Source organism: Spirillospora sp. NPDC048819 (assembly GCF_040650055.1).
Lineage (GTDB): Bacteria > Actinomycetota > Actinomycetes > Streptosporangiales > Streptosporangiaceae > Spirillospora.
Genome location: NZ_JBEZGN010000063.1, coordinates 1 through 18,254 on the forward strand (window position 1 = coordinate 1; position 18,254 = coordinate 18,254).

General features: G+C 67.6%; 18 protein-coding genes and 1 pseudogene. 7 read left to right on the plus strand and 12 right to left on the minus strand.

Annotation, left to right across the window (positions count from 1 at the left end; translation table 11 throughout):
* The 5 genes and pseudogenes from AB0C35_RS43835 to AB0C35_RS43855 form a co-directional block, all read left to right on the plus strand.
* A pseudogene (locus AB0C35_RS43835) lies at window positions 1-224 on the plus strand (phosphoadenosine phosphosulfate reductase); the annotation flags it as partial.
* A gap of 53 nt (window positions 225-277) precedes the next feature.
* Window positions 278-478 carry a helix-turn-helix domain-containing protein gene (locus AB0C35_RS43840; protein ID WP_358469832.1) on the plus strand — a complete coding sequence of 67 codons (201 nt, stop codon included), beginning with the start codon at window positions 278-280 and terminating at the stop codon, window positions 476-478.
* 224 nt (window positions 479-702) lie between these two features.
* Window positions 703-828: a hypothetical protein gene (locus tag AB0C35_RS43845; RefSeq protein WP_358469835.1), complete on the plus strand. Its 126-nt coding sequence runs from the start codon at window positions 703-705 to the stop codon at window positions 826-828.
* Window positions 829-1,605: 777 nt separating this feature from the next.
* Window positions 1,606-2,370, plus strand: a complete 765-nt coding sequence (locus tag AB0C35_RS43850) for an alpha/beta hydrolase (RefSeq protein ID WP_358469838.1) — start codon at window positions 1,606-1,608, stop codon at window positions 2,368-2,370.
* 39 nt (window positions 2,371-2,409) lie between these two features.
* Window positions 2,410-3,774, plus strand: coding sequence for a hypothetical protein (locus tag AB0C35_RS43855; protein ID WP_358469841.1), 1,365 nt, complete (start codon window positions 2,410-2,412; stop codon window positions 3,772-3,774).
* A 63-nt stretch (window positions 3,775-3,837) separates the two neighbouring features.
* On the opposite strand, the gene AB0C35_RS43860 is transcribed toward AB0C35_RS43855, so the two are convergent.
* The 11 genes from AB0C35_RS43860 to AB0C35_RS43910 all read right to left on the minus strand — a co-directional run bounded on the left by AB0C35_RS43860 (window position 3,838) and on the right by AB0C35_RS43910 (window position 14,219).
* Window positions 3,838-4,392 (minus strand): hypothetical protein, encoded by a 555-nt coding sequence (locus AB0C35_RS43860; RefSeq protein WP_358469844.1) that lies wholly within the window; start codon window positions 4,390-4,392, stop codon window positions 3,838-3,840.
* Between the two features lie 484 nt (window positions 4,393-4,876).
* Window positions 4,877-5,134, minus strand: a complete 258-nt coding sequence (locus AB0C35_RS43865) for a hypothetical protein (protein ID WP_358469847.1) — start codon at window positions 5,132-5,134, stop codon at window positions 4,877-4,879.
* Window positions 5,135-5,292: 158 nt separating this feature from the next.
* Window positions 5,293-7,053 carry an FAD/NAD(P)-binding protein gene (locus AB0C35_RS43870; protein WP_358469850.1) on the minus strand — a complete coding sequence of 587 codons (1,761 nt, stop codon included), beginning with the start codon at window positions 7,051-7,053 and terminating at the stop codon, window positions 5,293-5,295.
* Window positions 7,054-7,110: 57 nt separating this feature from the next.
* Window positions 7,111-7,521, minus strand: a complete 411-nt coding sequence (locus AB0C35_RS43875) for a hypothetical protein (RefSeq protein WP_358469853.1) — start codon at window positions 7,519-7,521, stop codon at window positions 7,111-7,113.
* Between the two features lie 10 nt (window positions 7,522-7,531).
* Complete coding sequence (locus tag AB0C35_RS43880) at window positions 7,532-8,014, minus strand: hypothetical protein (protein ID WP_358469856.1); 483 nt, start codon at window positions 8,012-8,014, stop codon at window positions 7,532-7,534.
* A complete protein-coding gene (locus tag AB0C35_RS43885; RefSeq protein WP_358469858.1) occupies window positions 8,011-10,449 on the minus strand; it encodes a nitrate reductase in 2,439 nt (812 codons plus the stop codon). The genes AB0C35_RS43880 and AB0C35_RS43885 overlap by 4 nt, the downstream gene beginning before the upstream one ends.
* 777 nt (window positions 10,450-11,226) lie before the next feature.
* A complete protein-coding gene (locus AB0C35_RS43890; RefSeq protein WP_358469861.1) occupies window positions 11,227-11,550 on the minus strand; it encodes a hypothetical protein in 324 nt (107 codons plus the stop codon).
* Between the two features lie 274 nt (window positions 11,551-11,824).
* On the minus strand, window positions 11,825-12,070 hold the full coding sequence (locus AB0C35_RS43895; protein WP_358469864.1) for a hypothetical protein: 246 nt from the start codon (window positions 12,068-12,070) through the stop codon (window positions 11,825-11,827).
* Between the two features lie 154 nt (window positions 12,071-12,224).
* Window positions 12,225-12,479: a hypothetical protein gene (locus tag AB0C35_RS43900; protein WP_358469867.1), complete on the minus strand. Its 255-nt coding sequence runs from the start codon at window positions 12,477-12,479 to the stop codon at window positions 12,225-12,227.
* Between the two features lie 97 nt (window positions 12,480-12,576).
* Window positions 12,577-13,116 carry an isoprenylcysteine carboxylmethyltransferase family protein gene (locus tag AB0C35_RS43905; protein ID WP_358469870.1) on the minus strand — a complete coding sequence of 180 codons (540 nt, stop codon included), beginning with the start codon at window positions 13,114-13,116 and terminating at the stop codon, window positions 12,577-12,579.
* Entirely contained in the window at window positions 13,113-14,219 is a 1,107-nt protein-coding gene (locus tag AB0C35_RS43910) for a 3-oxoacyl-[acyl-carrier-protein] synthase III C-terminal domain-containing protein (protein WP_358469873.1), read from the minus strand. The genes AB0C35_RS43905 and AB0C35_RS43910 overlap by 4 nt, the downstream gene beginning before the upstream one ends.
* A 311-nt stretch (window positions 14,220-14,530) precedes the next feature.
* On the opposite strand from AB0C35_RS43910, the gene AB0C35_RS43915 reads away from it, so the two are divergent.
* Both AB0C35_RS43915 and AB0C35_RS43920 read left to right on the plus strand, forming a co-directional pair.
* Entirely contained in the window at window positions 14,531-15,091 is a 561-nt protein-coding gene (locus AB0C35_RS43915; protein ID WP_358469876.1) for a hemerythrin domain-containing protein, read from the plus strand.
* Window positions 15,092-15,812: 721 nt separating this feature from the next.
* A complete protein-coding gene (locus tag AB0C35_RS43920) occupies window positions 15,813-16,703 on the plus strand; it encodes a SigB/SigF/SigG family RNA polymerase sigma factor (protein WP_358469879.1) in 891 nt (296 codons plus the stop codon).
* A gap of 1,049 nt (window positions 16,704-17,752) precedes the next feature.
* Here AB0C35_RS43920 and AB0C35_RS43925 read toward each other — a convergent pair.
* Complete coding sequence (locus AB0C35_RS43925; protein WP_358469882.1) at window positions 17,753-17,950, minus strand: DUF2795 domain-containing protein; 198 nt, start codon at window positions 17,948-17,950, stop codon at window positions 17,753-17,755.
* Window positions 17,951-18,254: the final 304 nt, after the last annotated feature.

The following is an 18,254-nucleotide window of genomic DNA, read 5'->3' on the forward strand; positions in this document are numbered from 1 at the left end:
ACCGCCTCACCACCTGGCAAGACATGCGCCGCGAACAACCAGCCCTGTTCACCAAGGCCTGCCACCTCGAAGCCACCATCAACAAACGCCGCGCCCACCTGGGCAAAGACCCCGTCTACCTCACCCGCTACAACGCCCCCCTCGCCGACGTCACCCCCACCGCCGACACCCTCCCCTTCGAAGACGGAGACGGCACCTGCGACACCGGCTGGTGCTTCACCTGAGCAATTCATTCGTCAGAACAAAACGGGTCCACGGAGATCACGGAGGTCACCTCATGCAGCCCCTCAAGCACGATGAACTCGCCGAACTCCCTACCGTCGTCGACATCACCACTGCAGCTCGAGCCCTCGGGCTCTCCCGAACGTATGCCTACCAACTTGCCAAACAGAAAAAATTCCCCTGCAAAGTACTTCGCATTGGCAACTCCTACCGTGTTCCCACAGCAGCCCTTCGAGCACTCCTCGCCTCCGACTAGCGTGGAGGGAATAGCGCCATGGAAACATGGCGAATCGAGTGGCTGTTGATGTAGCTGCTATCGCCTCGATGTGGAGGGCCCGGAGGCTAGTTCGGGGTTCAAAGTCCGACGGGCCGAGGCGCACGTCTGCTACCGAAACGGAGCGGTACTGCCGAAGCCCAGTCAGGACTGGCGCTACCCGAAGCGATGCTGAAGTCCCTGCCAGCCCGTCAACGCGGTAGTCCGTGGCACTCGACGTGAGGTGCGCCACCGGGATGGCCGTGCTGCGCCGCCCGCTCGACCACGCCGACGTTCTCGTCACCGACTTCTCGCCCGAGACCAACGCCCGGCTCGGCATCAGGCTTCCCTAGTCGCGGGCATGGCGCGATCCGCTCGTGTCAGCAGCGGAACGCGGCCGTCCGTGTCCGGTCAGCAGCCGCCGACTTATCCGGCATCTGCTCGACGCGCGGCTGTGTCGGTCAGATCGGAAAGCAGTCGAGGAACATTGGGTGCTACTCGATGCTCGATCGAGTCCGGGTGGCCGGAGAACGTCCGGGCACAGCGGTCACCGCAGGATCCGAATAGCACCAGGCTGCCATTGACGACTGCTGGGAGCACAAGGCAATGGCCCCCTAGGCGGGGCGTAGCCGCCTGTCGCTGGTGATGTGTTGGGCGATGGTCAGGTCAGTGATCAGGTTCCGCAAGCGATCGATCTCCTCCTTGGCCTCCGATAGTTGGGAGTCGAGTGCTTGCTCTGCCGGCGCTTCGGGCTTCACTGAGCTTCGGATCTTGTTGAGGGCGGTGAGTGCGGTTTCGTCGGCTGTGGGGAGGGTGTGGAGTACTTCTCGGTGGTGGAGAGCTTGAGGTGCCCCAGGCGTTCCTTCACGACTTGAAGGTCGGCGCCACCGGCGAGGAGCCAGGAGGCGTGGGCGTGTCATGCCTTGGGCGCGTCGCTTTGCGCGGTACTCGGCGTAGGCGCCTCGGCAGCGATCGCATTTGCATTTGCCGAGGTTGTAGGCGGTGATCGTCCCGTGGGTGTGGGTCCGTCCGTTGGGGGCGACGAATGTCGGCGGTCCTTCGGCCCAAGGCGCAACTGGTCGCCGCCGAGCCTGTCGGGACATCGGATGGCGGCTGGGTAAAGGGCGACCATGGACATCAATCATCCGGATGCTCCGAACCGGATCGAGGTGACTTATCGGGATCTGCCGCACGGGCGGATGCGGGCGCGGACGGCCGGCCGGCCGGTGCCCGGGGTGCCAGAGGTCGTCCTGGTTCAGGGCATGGCGGTGTCTGACTACCTCCTGCCCGCGCTGGCGGGCCTGGCAAAGTGGACGCGTGCGCACCTGGTGGACCTCCCGGGCCTGGCCGGCAGCGGCGATCCCCCGCACGAACTCGACGTTCCGCAGTACGGCGCATCGGTCGCGGAGTGGCTGGACGCCGCCGATCTCGGGCCAGTGATCGTGGCCGGGCACAGCAGCGGGACGCAGGTCGCCGCGCAGGCCGCGGCGCAAAGGCCGGACGCGGCGGTCGCGCTCGTGCTGGCGAGCCCGACCGTCGACCCGATCGGACGCTCGGTCGTGCGGCTGCTGCTGCGGTGGCGGCTGGACGCCCGGCATGAGCCCGGTGACCTCAGCCATTCGCACCGGCCGGAATGGCTGCGCGCCGGGCCTCGCCGGCTGGCGCACATCGTCCGGGCCCATCTGGACGACCACCTTGAGGACATCCTTCCCGAGATCGCCGTCCCGGTGCTCGTCCTGCGGGGCCGTGAGGACCGCCTCCTCACCGAAGCCTGGGCGCGCGAACTGGCGCGAAAGGCGCGGGACGGACGATTCGTCGACGTGCCTGGAGCGCACACCTTCGTCTGGCCCCACCCCGACGCGTGGTCGGAACCCATCAGGCGGCTGGTTGCATGAAGGCGGCATGAATTCCCGCGCCGGTGGTAGGTGACGGGAATGTCCTCCCCGGCACGCCAGGTCGCTGAGTTCGACTCGGCGACCGCCATGCTCCGCGTCCTCGCACGGTTCCTGGACGGCCGGGACGCGCCTCTGCTCGGGATCATGCCCGGGTATCTTGAAACGCCGATGGCGGCGCTGCTGCGTGCCGTTGTCCGGCTGCCCCGACGGGTCACCGAGAAGGCGTACGCCTTGTCGGGCTGGGCGGAGGCGGTCTCCCCGCAACACGCCGGCGACATCCGTTCGGACGCACTGGCCGAATGGATCGTGTCGCATTACCCGCGACGGCGATACCCGGCCGTCCTCATCGGATCGTCCGACGGTGCGCTGATCCATCTGGCGGCGGCCCTCGGCATCCCGTGGCTGCCACAGACGGTCCTCATCCCGATGCGGCGGCGCGGCGGCCATCCCGACGACTCATGCGAGGGCCTGCGGTTGTCCGAGCCGGCCGGTCATGCTCTGGTCGGCGCCAACCCCGACCTGGTCCTGCACCATATGCACGACGCCAACCAGGACCGTCTGATGATCGCCGGGATGTCGTACTTCCGCGTCAAGTGGCGTCGCCTGCCCGCCGCCTACCGCGATTTCCTTCGAGGCTGCCTGGCCCCGAACGGGACCGTCATCGTCACCGAGTGCGAACTGCGCTGGCCGACCACCCAGGTCGGTGAGCGCTACGTCTTCCAGCACGGCGCCTACGGCGGCGTCACCGCCCAGGAATTCCACGAAGGCAGCCCTCGTCTCGCCGATTTCCTGGCCCGCAGCGGCTCACCGCAGCGGTCCTGGCGCGCCCCTGCACCCGACGGCAACAGCCCTGAAGCCGAATGGGGTTTCGACAGATCCTTGCTGGCCGACCTGGCCGACTTCCGCACCCACCGGCTGAAATTTCCAGAGCCGCAGGCCCTCAGCCCGGCCATTGCCGACCTGTACCGCGCCTGGTACCACCAGCGCGGAATTCCCGACACCCGCCTGTTCGCCTCCTGCTTCCTGCTCCTGGAACCCTGGTGGACGCTGCGCACGGGCTCGGTCCCGTACTGGCTGACGTTCAATACCGAATCGTCGCGCCGGGAACTGCTCGAATACATCGCCGACACCGATCCCTATGACGAGATCCGCCTGACCCTTTTCTCCAACGGCGTGCCCGCATTGGGGCAAGCCCCTGTCTCGGCCTGGCGTGAGGTCCTCACCCGGGCACGCACCCACGGCACCTTTACCGGAGTTGACACCGCCGTCTACCCCAGGGACTTCGCCGCATTCGCCCGCATGCACCAAGACCTCTCCCGTGTACGTCCCGTCCACCCCATGCCCGACCCTCTCGACGTCGACTTCGCCCTCGAGTTCCTCGCCCGCCACCCCGCCGCCCGGTGAGACTCCACTAAATGGGGTGGTTGGTCGGGTCAGTTGCCGATCGATCACTCAGGACGGCGATGCTCACTGCCCTTCCGCGGCTGCCCGCTCGAGGTCCTTGTCCGACAGCATGCGCTCGTCGGCGTCAGGAGTGGGCTCGCTGCTCTGCGCGAATCGCAGCTTCTCCATGTAGGGCGTGGGGCGGCCGCGCCGGGCGTCCAGGAACTCCTTGGCGTAATAGCGGCGGGCCTCTTCCACGGTCTTGTTGCCCGTCACAATGTCGTGCACCAGGTTGAGCGCCAGGAAGTTGGCCTGTTCGTCGTGGCAGCGGGCGGACAGTTCCCCCGTAGTCCGTTCGGCGATCACGCTGCCGTCGAACTGCGCGAGTGCGGTGAACTTCTCTGCTGGAACCCGGTAGTCGAGAACCGACAGGACCGAGTCGATGTGCGGAGCCGGGAACGCGTGCTCATGGAAAGTCCGTGACGCCTCCACACGCTTCCACGGTCCGGCCTTGTGCCAGATGAGCAACGAATCGGCCGCTTCATCCGGCTCACCGTAGGTGTCGAGGACGATCTGTGCCGCCTCACGCGAATCTTCGGGCCAGTCGTTGATGATCGCGGTGGCGCTCTTGGTGTTCATCGGCTTTCTTTCCTTTCTGTGGATCTCCATCGGCGTCAACAAGCTCACCGTCCCTGACCGGAACCTGCCCTCAAAATAGCCAGTCACTTTGAGGTCGCGCCGCACCGATCAGGCTGCTGGAATGGGGCACCGAGAGGCGTCGACGTAACGTCCAGACCCTCGCGCGCAAACACGGCCCCTGCAGAAGCATCACAATGGCCGACGGAGCAGGCGCGCCCCTGCGGAACTGCACCGCAGCGAACGCGATCGCGCTAGGAGCTGCTGCGTCCCCGAGACGCGCATTCACGGCGCACGAGCGGGATTCCCATCTCACCGACCGTTCGAGGTCGCCCTGGGCCATCCTTTGCTCAGCGAGCCTTTCCTCGCCGAAGTAGCACAAACGGCATCTGGAGCGACCGCTGCTGTCCTCGCCGGTGGCGACGGCGCCGGGGGGTGTACGCGGAGCGATAGCGTGCGGCCGAAGCATGGCGTCACGGTGTCGAACTCAGTCCTCGCGGTGCCGCTTCGACCCGGGAACGCCGTAGCCGGGCTTGGGCTCGGGTGAACTGTCCTGCTGCTTGCCCTTGTGGATGTTCTCCAGCCGTTCCGCGTGATGGTGCGGCTCATGCTCGGGTCTGGTGTGCGGCTGCTTGGACGCGCCTGTGGTCACGTGCTCGGCGCTCGGCGTCGAACCGGCGGACCGTGCCTCCCGGGCCTTCGCCCGGCGCTGCTCCTCGTTCCCCTCCATCCTCTTGCCTGGCATACGTACTCACCTCCGTTTAGCCGGATTTGGCCAGACACACCCCATACCCATGAGCCTCCAGGTCAACCGGACGCGCGGATTGATTGGACGGCGGCGCGGCGGCCGGTCCCGTGGCCGCACGGCGGGCGCCGGGCTGGTCGACCGGGCCCGCGACCACCTCACCGGCCGCGGCGGCCCCTGACCGCTGTCGTCGGGTTCAGGATGGACGCCGCGATGGTGTCCGCGTCCTGGTGGAAGGGGCTGTCCTGGCCGGGGCGGCCGGACCCGACCTGGGTGAACCAGCGGGTTCCGTCGGTGACGACGCCCAGGGCATGGATGTCGGGGTCGGGGCTCTGGTCGGCGCGTATCACGTGGTAGGGGGCGGGTGTGGTCGCCAGGCCGCCGGGCCGGAACAGCCGGCCGGTCGCCGGGTCGGTGGTGGCGTGCTCGGTGACCATCCCGTCCGCCATGAGCTGCCTGATGAGCGGCGCGGTGTCGCGGGCCAGGTCGGTGCTCGGCGTGTGGGCGTCGATCAGGATCGCCGCCCGGTGCTCCGAGCCGCGGACGCTGGGAGCCCGGACGGTGAAACCGCCGGAGCCGGGCTCGGGCCGGACCTGGAAGCCGGGGCCGACGACTTCCAGGACGCCGGCTTCGAGAAGCGCCACCAGCTGCGCGACATGCGACGCGGGCGGCCCGGCGGACAGGATGTAGCTCGCCGGCACGAATCTGGTGAGGAAATCCTCGTGGGAGCGCGGGAGCAGGCCGCCGAAGTCGACCACGCCCGCCAGGACCGGCCGTAGCATCCGCAGGGTCTCGGTCGCGGCTTTCGCGCGGCTGCCCGCGACGCCTTTCCGGGCCTCGTCGACGTCGTCGCGAAGGAGCCGGACGAGTTCGCCGCGGAACGCGGTCATGCCGGCGAAATGCCTGCCGTCGAATGGACGGGCGAGCCGGAGCAACGAGTCCGTTCCCCCGGTGAACTGGGGGCAGTGGGCCGCGGCTTCCAGCCCGATGAGCGGCTCTATCTCCGCGGCGAAGTCCAGCTGCCGTGTGCCTCGTCCGGCCGCGGCCGCGTCCCGGGCTTCCTGGAGGCGCTCCTCGGTCAGGACCGTGGGCCGCCAAGGCGTCTGCGGCGACCGCGAGAGGTCCGGCCGGGCCAGGAAGGGCAGGCCGCTGCGCGATCCGGCCAGCAGCCGGCGCTCGTGCCCGCTGGGGATGTACCGCAGGTCGCCGTCGGCTCCCTCGGTGAACCGTCCGCCGCGGCCGATCGTCATCGACCTGACGAGATCGTAGAAGGTCAGCCCCAGGCCGCGTATCGCCATGGTTGCGTCGGGCGGGATCTCCTCCAGGGGCATCTCGGCGGCGAGGCCGGGACCGATGTATCCGGTGCCGGGGTGGCCGGCGGCATGCGCGCGAAAGATGATCTCCTCGCGGGTCGGCTCCAGTTCCGGGTGGCCGGTGGCGATGACCGCCTTGTCCACGCTGATCTCAACGTCCCCGGCGGTGATCCGTAGCCGTCCGGCCTCCGCGCGGGTCATGCTCGTGACTTCCTCTAGAACCGGCCGGACGTCGACGCCGCGCGGGGTCTTCGCGCGCAGGCTCTCGAAGGCCTGCGCCAGGTAGCGGCCGTACAGGCGGCGGGACGGGTACTGGTCGGGTGCGAGTCCCGCCCAGTCCACCATCGAGTGCGGGTGGCCGCCGCCGCGGGGAAGCAGGGGGCTGTCGGCGGAGTGGATGCTCACCTCGGCGGCGGAGGTGTTCGCGGCGAGCCAGGGCGGCTGGCCGGTGCGCCAGATCCGTCCCGCCCCGTGTTCCACGCGGTCGAACGCCCAAATGGTGACGGTGCCGTCCGGAGGCGCGGCGTGCAGCCGGACGAGCAGCCTCTCCCGCACCGACAGGCCCCGGGGCCCGAGACCGATCAGCGCCACATCAAGGTCGCTCATCCTCACCCCCGTACCTCCGAGGCCCCCGCCGGAACGGGGCCGGCGGCCGCGCGGAGATCAGTCGCCGGCGGGGTCGGTGCGGGCCCGCAGCCATGCGGCGATCCATGCGGCCTCCATGGATGCGTCCAGCAGGTGGGTCCAGCGGAGCCTGCCGCGAGGTACATAGACCAGGTCGATCGTCAGCAGCGTGAGGGCGGTGCCCAGGCCGGTCCGGCGGGCGTGAGCACGGCCCTCCGGCGAGGAGCCGGCGCGCAGTTGCGACCAGGCGGCGCTCACCAGCAAGCCGGCGACGGTCCGTACGAGCCACTTGTCCCGCTTGATGTCCTGCTTGGGGCCGAAGATCCATCCGAAGCTGCGCATGCCGGCCAGCGGCCAGGTCCCGCTGGCCACGTTGAAGGCACCGTGGACGCGCGCCAGCAGGTCCGAGTCACCGAGTGTCGCGGCCCTCGCCCGAGGTCGTGATGTCAAAGCTCCTCCCTTAACCGCTCACGAGGACTTGGGGTGCGGTGACCTTGATTCGGGTGCGGAGCCATTTGCCGCGGGTTTCGGCGGCTTCCTGGCAGGTGGCGGTGAGGTCGAGGAGGTCGCGGTCGCGGGCGGCCTGCGCCGCCTGCGCGAGGATCACCCAGGCGATCTCCGCCTCCTGCGCGCCGAGGTAGAGGTTGCGCAGGTCGCGCAGCAGCAGGACGCCGACGATCTCGGAGCGGCCGACCATGCGCGCGCTCGCGTGCCGCAGGGTGTCCAGGAGCCCGGGGGAGTCGTCGACCTTGGGCTGCGAGGTGCCGTACCGCTCGGCGAACGGCGCGAGGCGCTCCACGTGGTCGGCGCACTGCTTGGCGAGGGTGAGGCCGAGGTGGTACAGGTCCTGTTCGACCGCGTGCCGCTCGCCGAGGCGGCGCAGCTCCTTGGCCAGGTCGGCCTCGGCCTTCTGGACGTCGTCGATCGCCTTGTCGACCTTCATGACGTCCCTCCCCGTGCCGTCTCGGTCACTCCTTCGCCGCCCGCCGTCGCCGGGCCGGTCACCGACAGCGGCTCGGCTCCCGCGGTCGTCGGCGCGGGGGACGGGGCGCCGCCACCGTCGGCGAGTTTCTCGACCCGCACGGCGGCCGTCTTGAACACCGGCTGCTTGGAGACCGGGTCCCAGTCGGTGATCGTCAGTTCGTTCGCGGCGCGCGGCCGTCCATCGGGCTCGGCTTCGCCGGGGTCCCAGTGGCCGTAGTGGAACGGCACGAACACGACGCCGTCGCGGACGCCGCTGACGCGGACCTTGGCCTCGATCCGTCCTCGCGGTGACTCGACGCGGACCAGGTCGCCTTCGACGATGCCGAGTCGCTGCGCGTCCGCCGGCGATATCTCCACCCACACGTCGGGGGCGGCGGCGTCGAGCTGGCGGGCGCGTCCGGTCTTGGTCCGGGTGTGCCAGTGGTAGACGGAACGCCCCGTGTTCAGCAGGAACGGATACTCCTCGCCGGGCGGCTCGTGGGGCGGCAGGTAGTCCGCCGCCTTGAGAACGGCGCGGCCGGCCGGGCCCATCGCGGCATGGTCCTTGGATTCGTAGGCCGCGCCGGTGAGCAGGTCGTGGCCGTAGTCCTCGCAGTAATCGCCGTCGGTGTTGAACCGGTGGTCGGTGTAGAGCCTTTCGGTTCCGTCCGGTGCCTCGTCGTTGCACGGCCATGGGATGCCGCTGCCGCCTCGGAGCTTGCCGTAGGAAAGGCCCGAGTAGTCGCACGGACGCCCGCGGGTCATCTGCTTGAACGCCTCGAAACATTCCTCCGGGGTGCGCCACTTCAGCAGCGGCGCGCCGTCCTTGTCCGTCAATTCCAGGCGGCGCGCGTAGTCCAGGAAGATGTCCATGTCCGGGCGTGCCTCGCCCGGTGGCTCGACCGCCTTCTCCGACAGATGCACCGTGCGGTCGTGGTTGGTGTAGGTGCCGGCCTTCTCACCCCAGATCGCGGTGGGCAGGACGACATCGGCCAGTTGCGCCGTCTCGGTCAGGAACGCGTCGCTCACCACCACGAACAGCCGCTTCTGCTTCAGGATCGAGCGGATCCGGTGCAGTTCGGGCAAGGAGACGGCCGGATTCGTCCCGACGATCCACAGGAAACGGATCGAGCCCTCTTCGGCGTACCGGAACATCTGCATGACATGCGTCGGCGGCGCCCAGCTCGGAATCTGGATGTCGTCGACGTTCCAGATGCGGGCGAGTTCCCGGACGTGCTCGGGGTTCTGCCAGTTGCGCATCCCCGCCAGGTCACCGTTGGCGCCGGTCTCCCGGGTGTTCTGCGCGGTCGGCTGGCCGTTCATCTGGAACACCGTGCAGCCGGGCTTTCCGACCATTCCGCGCAGCAGGTTGATGTTGTTGACCTGGCAGGCGGACGCGGTCGCCTGATGCGACTGGTAGACGCCCTGCAGGCAGGTGGAGACCAGCCGCCGGCCCGTGCCGATGACGTGGGCCGCCTCCCGGATGTCGCCGGCCGGGACACCGCAGATCTCGGCGACGCGCTCGGGCGGATACTCCTTCACGGTCTGTTCGAGCTTGCTCAGGCCGATCGTGTGCCGCTCGGTGAACTCCTCGTCGATCCAGCCGCCCGCCAGCAGTTCGTGCTGGATCCCGTTCAGCAGCGCCAGGTTCGTCCCGCTGCGGATCGGCAGGTGGACGTCCGCCTCCTGGGCGACCTTCGTGCGGCGCGGATCGACCACCACGAGGCGCGGCCGGTCGGGACCGCGGAGCCGGTCGAGGATCCGCATCCACAGGACGGTGTGCGTCTCGGCGATGTTGTGCCCGATCGCGAAGATCGTGTCGCAGACGTCGAAGTCGGTCATCGACCCGGGGTCGCCGTCGGTGCCGAACGTCTCCTTCAACGCGAAGTCGGCGGTCGCCGTGCACAGCCGCGTGTTCCCGTCCAGATGCGGCGTCCCGATCCCCGCCCGGACGATCACCGAGAGCGTGTAGTAGTCCTCCAGGAACAGCTGCCCGGTGTCGTAGAAGCCCATACCGAGCGGTCCCCGCGAGTCCATGACCTCCCGCGTACGGTCGACGACCAGGGCCATCGCCTCGTCCCAGCTCGCCGGGCGTAGCTTGCCCCGGCGCCGCACCAGTGGCTGCGTCAGCCGGTCGGGCGAGTTGTTGGCCTGCCAGCCGAACAGCCCCTTGGGGCCGAGCCGGCCATGATTGGCGCGATCGTCGGCGCGCCCACGCACACCCACGATGCGGCCCCCATGGACGCCCACGTCCATACCGCAGCCGTTCGAGCACAGCACGCAGGCCGACTGGGACCATTCGACCTCGTCCTCGGGCACCCCGTCCTCAACGTACTGGTCGACCCTGACCGGCCATTGCGACCCGGACCCGTACGGCGTCCGCGCACCCCAGATGTCGGCGACTCGGTCCGTCATCGTTGCCCCTTACTACAGTTGGCTCCGAACGCCAGGCTCGCTTGTAGCCCGCTTGACCTGCGCGGGCAGATCGCCATGAAGCGCGCTCTTCCCCTCGCCGCGGCGCCCAAACGGAAGGATCGTCCTGTCGAGCGCGTCATCGAGTTGTGCCGCCAATGCCGCCTACACAGCCGGCACGACCAGAACGAGGCCGATCACACCCGCCGTGTCCTGCCAGGCTCCGCCTTCCTGGCGCGTGACGGGCCAACCGCATCGGCGACGGCGGTGCTGTCGTTCACCTGGCTGGTCGTGGGCCCAGTGCTCTGGACGTCGACGCCGGGGACGACCAGGGATGTCTTTGGATTTTTCCTTTCGTGACCGCTACCGATCTGCTCGGCCAGCCAGCCTGCAGGGTCACACTGTTGTCTCCGGCCATCGCGTTCCTCCTTCTAATTTTGGTCGATTCCAAGGGCTACGCGATGGCTGCCTAGCGTCACGAGGCCACGCTCTCTGAGCAGACTTGTACATCCCTCTTTGGCCGCAACCAGCCTGTTCACAGAGGCTGGCTAGCCTCCAGCCTGCCTGAGTAAGAGATCACTCGAGAGCGACAGACTTGGGCGAGGGCCACACGGCACCCGAGGCTGCCTTCGGCGGACCTCCGGCGTGCCCGTCACTACCCTCAGGTGTGCCGATCCACATGGACGGCGCGCAAGTAGCTTTCTGCCGTCCTTGGGCCTCAACATGGTGGGGTGGGCGTCGTTTCCTGACCAGCTGCCGGGTCATGGGTGACCGAGCCGGTCACGGGCTGTAGCGGTCGGGTGGCCTGCGATGTCGGCGCGTCGATCCCAGTCGGGTGACCTGGGTCGACAGGCTCAGCCAGGTCCGGCCTCGCACCGCCCCGTGCCCGCCCGGCGCCGCTGTGTCGCTTGCCGTGGGTCTGGTTGCCTCCCAGGACAGCCGCACAGGAACGATCTGCAAGCAGACGTCGCCGCGGCGCACGGTGATTGGCTCACTTGCCGGGCCGACCTCGGTCACGATCACCACCGGCGGGTGGTGGCAGGCCACATCCAGGACGTCGCCTGCGGTGACGTCGCCAAGCGTGATCACTGGCCAGCCGACCATGTCGCCATCGTATGGACCGTATCGGGCTTTTGGCCGCCGGCATCTCTCCATGCCGGTCCCTGGAGCACTCATTTGCTCATTCGAGGGAGTGTGGTGTCATCTCGTGTGCTGCGTCGCAATTCGGCTGCAGTAGGCGGCCAGGTACCGAAGCCGACCCCATCCGCCGCGGCGGATGCGGAGGCGCCCATCCGGAGCTTGTTCCGCAGGGCGGGCAGTACGTGGTCGCCGTAAAGGCGCAGCGTGCCCATCGGATCGGCACCGGACACGTTCATGATCACAACCGGATCCCCATCATCTTGAAGACACGGTCGGATGTCTTCTCCTCGGCGAGCGCACCCACGTGGGCGGGATCATGGACGTCTTCAGCGTAGTTATCGTCCACGAGAGTGCCCTTCCACTCCCGCGACGACGCCAGTGCGGCATCGTCGCTGCCGACCGCCGCGGCAAGCCCCTGCAGGACGATTTCGCCAGGCTCCCGTCCGGCCTGGTCGCATCCCCGTCGGCAAGCGCCGATCACCATGGGCGCCTTGTCCGGTGACGCCAGGGTCCACACGCCGTCGACCAGTCGTCCGGCGACTTTCGCGGCTTGAGGGCCGAACGCCGGGGAGGCCGTCGCGGGGGGGGCAGGTCGTACAGACGAGCCCCGCGAGTCCGGAAGAAGCGCCCCTCGTCGGTCAGACGCGCGGATCCGTGACTGTGCGGTCGAGATCCTCGGCGATCCGGCGCAACTCGTCGGGGGATGGGGCCAGTTCCTCTGATTCGGTATCGCCGGCGAGCCAGCGCAGTATGTCCTTTCGCCCGGCGACCACGAGTCCGCCTTCCTTGACCGTATCGGCGGAGACAACTTGAGCGCGCCCTCCGGCGATCACCAACACCGCGTCGCGGTCGTCTGCTTCCAGCAGACGTTTGATGTGCTGTGTTTCGATCATGACGTGGCCCCCAGCCTCTCGTCAGGCCGCACGATCTTGCAGGTCAGTGGTGTCTCGAGCAGCGATAACCTCGTACCCGTCAGGTGAGACAGGAGTCTTAGCACCGCCGCGCGCGCCCCGTGTCGGAAGCTTGTGCAAGGGCGGCGTTCTCCACTTTGACGCGCGTCCTCAAGAGGGCCAGGTTCACGACTGTGAACAGCGAGGCGGTGAGCCAGCAGGTGTGCACCAGCGGCAGCGCGATGCCTTCGACGACGACCGCGACGTAATTCGGATGGCGCAGCCACCGGTAGGGGCCTTCGTTTACCAGAGGGAGATTCGGCACGATGATCACTCGGATGTTCCACTGCTTGCCGAGTGTGGCGATGCACCACCAGCGCAGGCCCTGCGCCAGGACGGCGAGTCCCAGCATCGGCCAGCCCAAGAAGGGGATGAAGGGCCGGCCGAGCAGCCATGCCTCCAGCAGGGCACCGCCCAGCAGGCCTACGTGAGCGGCGACCATCCACGGGTAATGTCCGCTCCCGTACTCGGTACCACCCCTTCGCCTCGCCCAGACCAGATGGCGGCGGGACACGACGAGTTCGGCGATTCGCTCGACCCCGACGAGCGCGAGCAGCAGCGTGTACGCGACCACGTTCACCAGCGCAGCAGAACCAGTTCGGCGGAGAACCCGGGCCCCAGGGCCATCAGCAGCCCGGTCTCGCCCTCGGACGGACGGCGTTGCTCGATCGTCTCCTGCAGCACATTGAGCACCGACACCGAGGAAAGATTGCCCAATTTCTGCAGGGAGTCCCACGTCAGGTCCAACTCGCCCTGTCCTAGAGCGAAGGCCTCTGCGATTGTTTCGATCACCTTCGGTCCCCCGGGATGGCAGACCCACGAGGACACCTCGCCGGGGGAAAGACCGTGCTCACCGAGGAAGGCGGCGACGTCGTCGGCCAGCGTCGCTTCAACGTGATCGACAAGGTCGGAGGCCAGAACAATGCGGAAGCCATGCTCGCCGACGTCCCACCCCATCAGCCTCTCAGTGCCGGGGTACAGTCTGCTCTGCGTCGCCACGATCCGAGGTCCCCAGCGGCCCGTCTGCCGCCCTGGGTGATCCGCCGCATTCTGCGGTGTCGTGAGGGCCTGCCGCAGGTCGGCCTCCCGGTCGCTGCCGACCGCGACGACGGCGGCGGCGCCGTCCCCGAACAGACCGCTGCCCACCAGGTTGGCGACCGAGTCGTCTTCACGCTGCACCGTCAGCGAACACAGCTCGACGCAGACCAGCACCGCCACGTGGTCAGGCCAGCCGCGCAGGTAGTCGTACAGTCGCGACAATCCTGCGGCGCCGGCCGCGCAATTGAGACCGAAGACCGGCAGCCGCTTGACGTCCTCACGCATCCCCACTCGCTGGGCCAGGGCGGCATCCAGCGAGGGGGTGGCCACGCCGGTGGACGAGCAGAAGACAACCTGATCGACCCGCGACGCCTCCAGCTTCGACGCTGCCAGTACGCCTCGGACGGCCCGCTCCCCGAGAGCCAGCGCCGTATCGATATACACATCGTTCGCGGCAGTGAAATCGTCCAGCTCGGCGTACTGCTCGATCGGCAGGGCCAAATTCCGGCCCGTCACCCGGGTGGCGGCGTGGAAACGCCCCAGCAGCCGCCGATCCACCTCGGTCGACGCCGCGACGGCCTCAGTGATCTGGTCCTGATCGTAGCGATGCTCTGGCAAGGCGGTCTGCACGGCGGCTACACGCACGATCCCCCCTTAACGTGGTGCCCTTACCACCCCTTGCCCGCCAGACCGGATCCAAAGCCACCGATTGGACCGCCCCCGCCTACAGACGTCCGAGTGAGGCTCGCCTACTCGGGTATAGGGGCTATGCCGGGTGATCATCGCAGGTCATTGCCCTGACGCCTTGGCTGGCGCACTGGTCTGACGTCGTCAGCGTGTGGCCTAGACGCGGAGGTGCCAAGCGCGCTCGTCGTTGGCGGCGTGGTGGGCCAGGTTGCGGGTGCGGCATGTGCTGATCTCCCGGTCCAGCGCAGGCAATGAGAGGGAGAGGTCGCATGGGAGACGAGCGGCGCGATGTGATCGAGGTCCTTACGCACGATCACCGCGAAGTCGAGGAGATGTTCGACGAACTGACGGCCGCTACCGACGCGGAGGAGCGGCGCCGAATCACCGATGATGTCACCATCGAACTGGTTCGGCACTCGATCGCAGAGGAAATCCACCTGTATCCCGCGGTCCGCAGCGTCGTGCCGGACGGCGATCAAATCGCCGATAGGGAGATCTCCGACCACGCCGAAGTCGAGCGAATCCTCAAGGAACTCGAACAGGCCGACCCCTCGCATGAAGGCTTCAATACGCTGGTCAACAGGCTCATCGAGGATGTATCCGCCCACGTCGAGGACGAAGAAGGAACCCTGTTTCCCAAGCTCGCCGAGCATGCCAACGCCGACCAGCTGATGGACCTGGGTGACAAGGTCCAGTCCGCCAAACGCACCGCGCCCACCCGGCCGCACCCCTCGGCGCCCAATACGCCGCCGCTGAACAAGCTGCTGGCTCCCGGTGCCGGACTCGTCGACCGGGTGCGCGACCGCTTGACCGGCCGCGGCAGCGACTGAACCGGCCAAAGAGGCGAGTTCGTCCGGCCCGGTAGCCGACGCGGAACCCAGCTGATCAGGCCTTGGAACGTTCCGTGCCATCACACCCGTGTCCGTCTCGGCTGCCGTCGACCAGAGCTAGGGATGACCGGGTGCACCCCACATCACTCAAGGCCGACCTGCCCGGGAAGGCAAGTGACGCCGTTGAACTGCATCGAGAGGCGGCGTGCGGCACCAGGAACGAGATGCCGTGACACAGACTCCTGAGCTGCCCGCGCTGGCTTCGCGACGTTGCTAACTGATCGCAACGCGTTGCGATTAGCGCACCTGACTGCCTCGTGTGAAACTGCACACGCGGGGTAGGGCGAGGTGAGTTGACCTTCATTGCTGAGTGCTGGCTTGCCCACGCCACTAGCGTGATCGCGGTGGGCCAAGCCAGTCCATTGGTAGAGCCTTTCTTTGCGGACTACGGGCCGTGAGCTGCAAGGAGGAACGATCACGGTAGAGGGCAGTGCGAACTCGTCCATGGCTTCGCTCACGACCGTCGAGGGACAAGGACTATGTGAGATCTGGACGACCTACCCCCGTCCAGATCCGGCGTCGCGACCGAGGAACTGTGGGAGCCTGGTCGGCATATGGGGGACGCCAAGCGCGAGGGCGTCGTCCTTCTCATATCCGGCCGCACCCGGGAAGCCGTCACTGAATAGACTGCAAGCTCCCGGCATGAGCCACGTCACCGGGCATGAACGTGGCTGACGACGCCACCAATAACACTGCTCCCAACCGCATTGGCGGGATCGACCGCCACGGGGCCATGGCCGGGGAGCCGTCCGCAGACGAGGCCGCCCCCACGTTCGATGACTCTGAGACGAACCGGCGGACGCATGCGCTGCTGGGGAAACTGTACGGTCTTGGCCCGGACGATCCTGGCCGGGAGCGGTTGCGCGCTGAGATCGTTGCGCTCAACGCCGGCTTCGTGCGGGGCATCGCGCGCCGTTACGCGGGCCGCGGGGAACCGCTGGAGGATCTCGAACAGGTCGCCTACCTTGGGTTCGTCACGGCCATCAACCGGTTCGACCCGATGCGGGGCTCCGGGTTTTACGCCTACGCTTATCCGGTCGTCGCTGGGGAGGTCCGCCGGCACTTCCGGGACCGGACTTGGGGTGTGCGCGTCTCGCGCCGCATTCAAGAACTGCGGCCGTTGCTGAATCGGGCTGCCGACGATTTCGCCGCCGCGCACGGCCGTTCACCCACGACTGCCGAACTCGCCGAACAGGTCGGCGTCACCCTCGATGAGACCGTGGACACTCTGCTGGCTAGCGACGCCTACCGCCCCGTATCCCTGGACGCACCGCTCGGCGGCGTCGGCGACGAGGATCCCGACACCGTCCGTGATCACCTGGGCGCCGACGACCCAGACTTGGAGGGCCTTATCGATGGGCATGCGGTGCGTGCTCTGCTAGCCGAGCTACCCGAACGTGAGCGCACCATCGTGCTGCTGCGCTTCTTCGGCAACCAGACCCAACATCAGATTGCCGAGCAGTTGGGCATCTCCCAGATGCACGTCTCCCGCCTGCTGGCAACAACTCTGCAGCGACTCCGAGAAGGCCTATTGACCGGCACTCGCATGTGAAGGCCGCCAACCCGAGCGATGTACCCCGGGCTCGGTGTGGTCAGATTACTGCGCTCCTGATGCCTTCAATCTTAAAGAGGCCAGGATGCCCAGGAGTTACGCCCCCGGAGTTCCGTCGCAAATGCTGGATCTGGTGAAGCCCGGGCGTCCAGTCCGGCAGGTGGCCGGGACCCGCAGACACCCGGCTCGACGCAGACGTCGTCGCCTACACCGGCATCATCACGCGACGGGACGGCGTTCCTTCAGGGTCCATTGCCTTCCGCTGCAACCTTGCGGAAGCGGTGGGAGGGGGTGGCCCGCCACGTCGGTGCTCCAGCGGTGGGAGTTGGGGCAGTCGCATTCGTAAAACCCGCTTTCCGGCGCACGTTCCCCGGGCTTGAAGCGATCTCCGATATCAGCCATGTCAGCGCCTCTTCCCTCGGCGTCCTCGCTGTAACGACGCCCGAGGCCGGTTTCGCCCGCGAGTGTTCGTGACGTCGGTACGCAGCCAGGCGGTGATCCATGCGATCTCCATGGCGGCGTCCAGGAGGTAGGTCCAGCGGAGCGTACCGCGAGGAACGTGGAAAAGGTCGATGGCCAAAAGGGTCGTCGCCGTGCCCAGGCCGACACGTCGGGCGTGAGTGTGCCCAGCGGGGGAGGCAGCGACGCATAATTGCGACCATCCGGCCGATATCAGCAGCCCGGCGACGGTTTGTTCCAGCCACCTGTCCTGCTTAGGGCCGAAGACCCACTCGAAACTCCGCATGCTCAGGAGCGGCCAAGCTCCACCGACCAAGTTGAAGGTGCCGTGGGCTCGTGCCAATGCGTCGGCATCGTTTTGGGACTTAGACACTCGCCATGTATGGGATGCCAATGCTCCCCCCTTCAGAAGCCTTGCTGAAATGTCTGCGGCCGGACTCCTTTGGCAGGCGGCGACAGTCGTGGCCAGCACGCGTTCGCCTCATGCAACGGTCGACGTCATCCCGCAGAGGGCAACCGGCCGCACTCGGGTCCTGATGAGCTGTTTCGGCGGCTTCGGCCAGCCCCCGGCGGCTCATCGAGTCGGCACATCAGGAGTTCTTGGTGATCTCCTTGCTGACTCCGCTGGGGCCGTCGTACTCCCGATCTGGCATCGCCTGGAGTGCTTGAAGGATGCCCTCCTCGGCGCCGTGCTCCTGCGCGTGCTGGATGAGGTCGTCCTTGGACGCGGGATAGTCCATCCCGGCCAGAGACTTCTGCACCTCGATGAACGACGGGTTGTTCGCCATGATCCCTCCCTGGGAGCGCGTGTGTACCTTCCCGCGGTACCCCTAGGTCGCCGGTGAATGCACCTCTTCTAGGAGGCGGGCGGCCGCACAGGCTCTGGACGGGGTGCAGCGGCGCAGCCGCCTCCCGGTCGTAGGGCTCCCGGATGTTGTCGATCGGGCGGCGGTGGCGCAGTCGCGTGGGCCGTCCCGGCATCACCTCGGTGAGCTGTCGACGATCTTCTCCGGGGTCGTCCTCGGGTGTGGTGGCTAGGTTGCCAGCGCTCGTTCTCATGTGCAGGTACCGTCAGGCACTGCCGTGATTCTG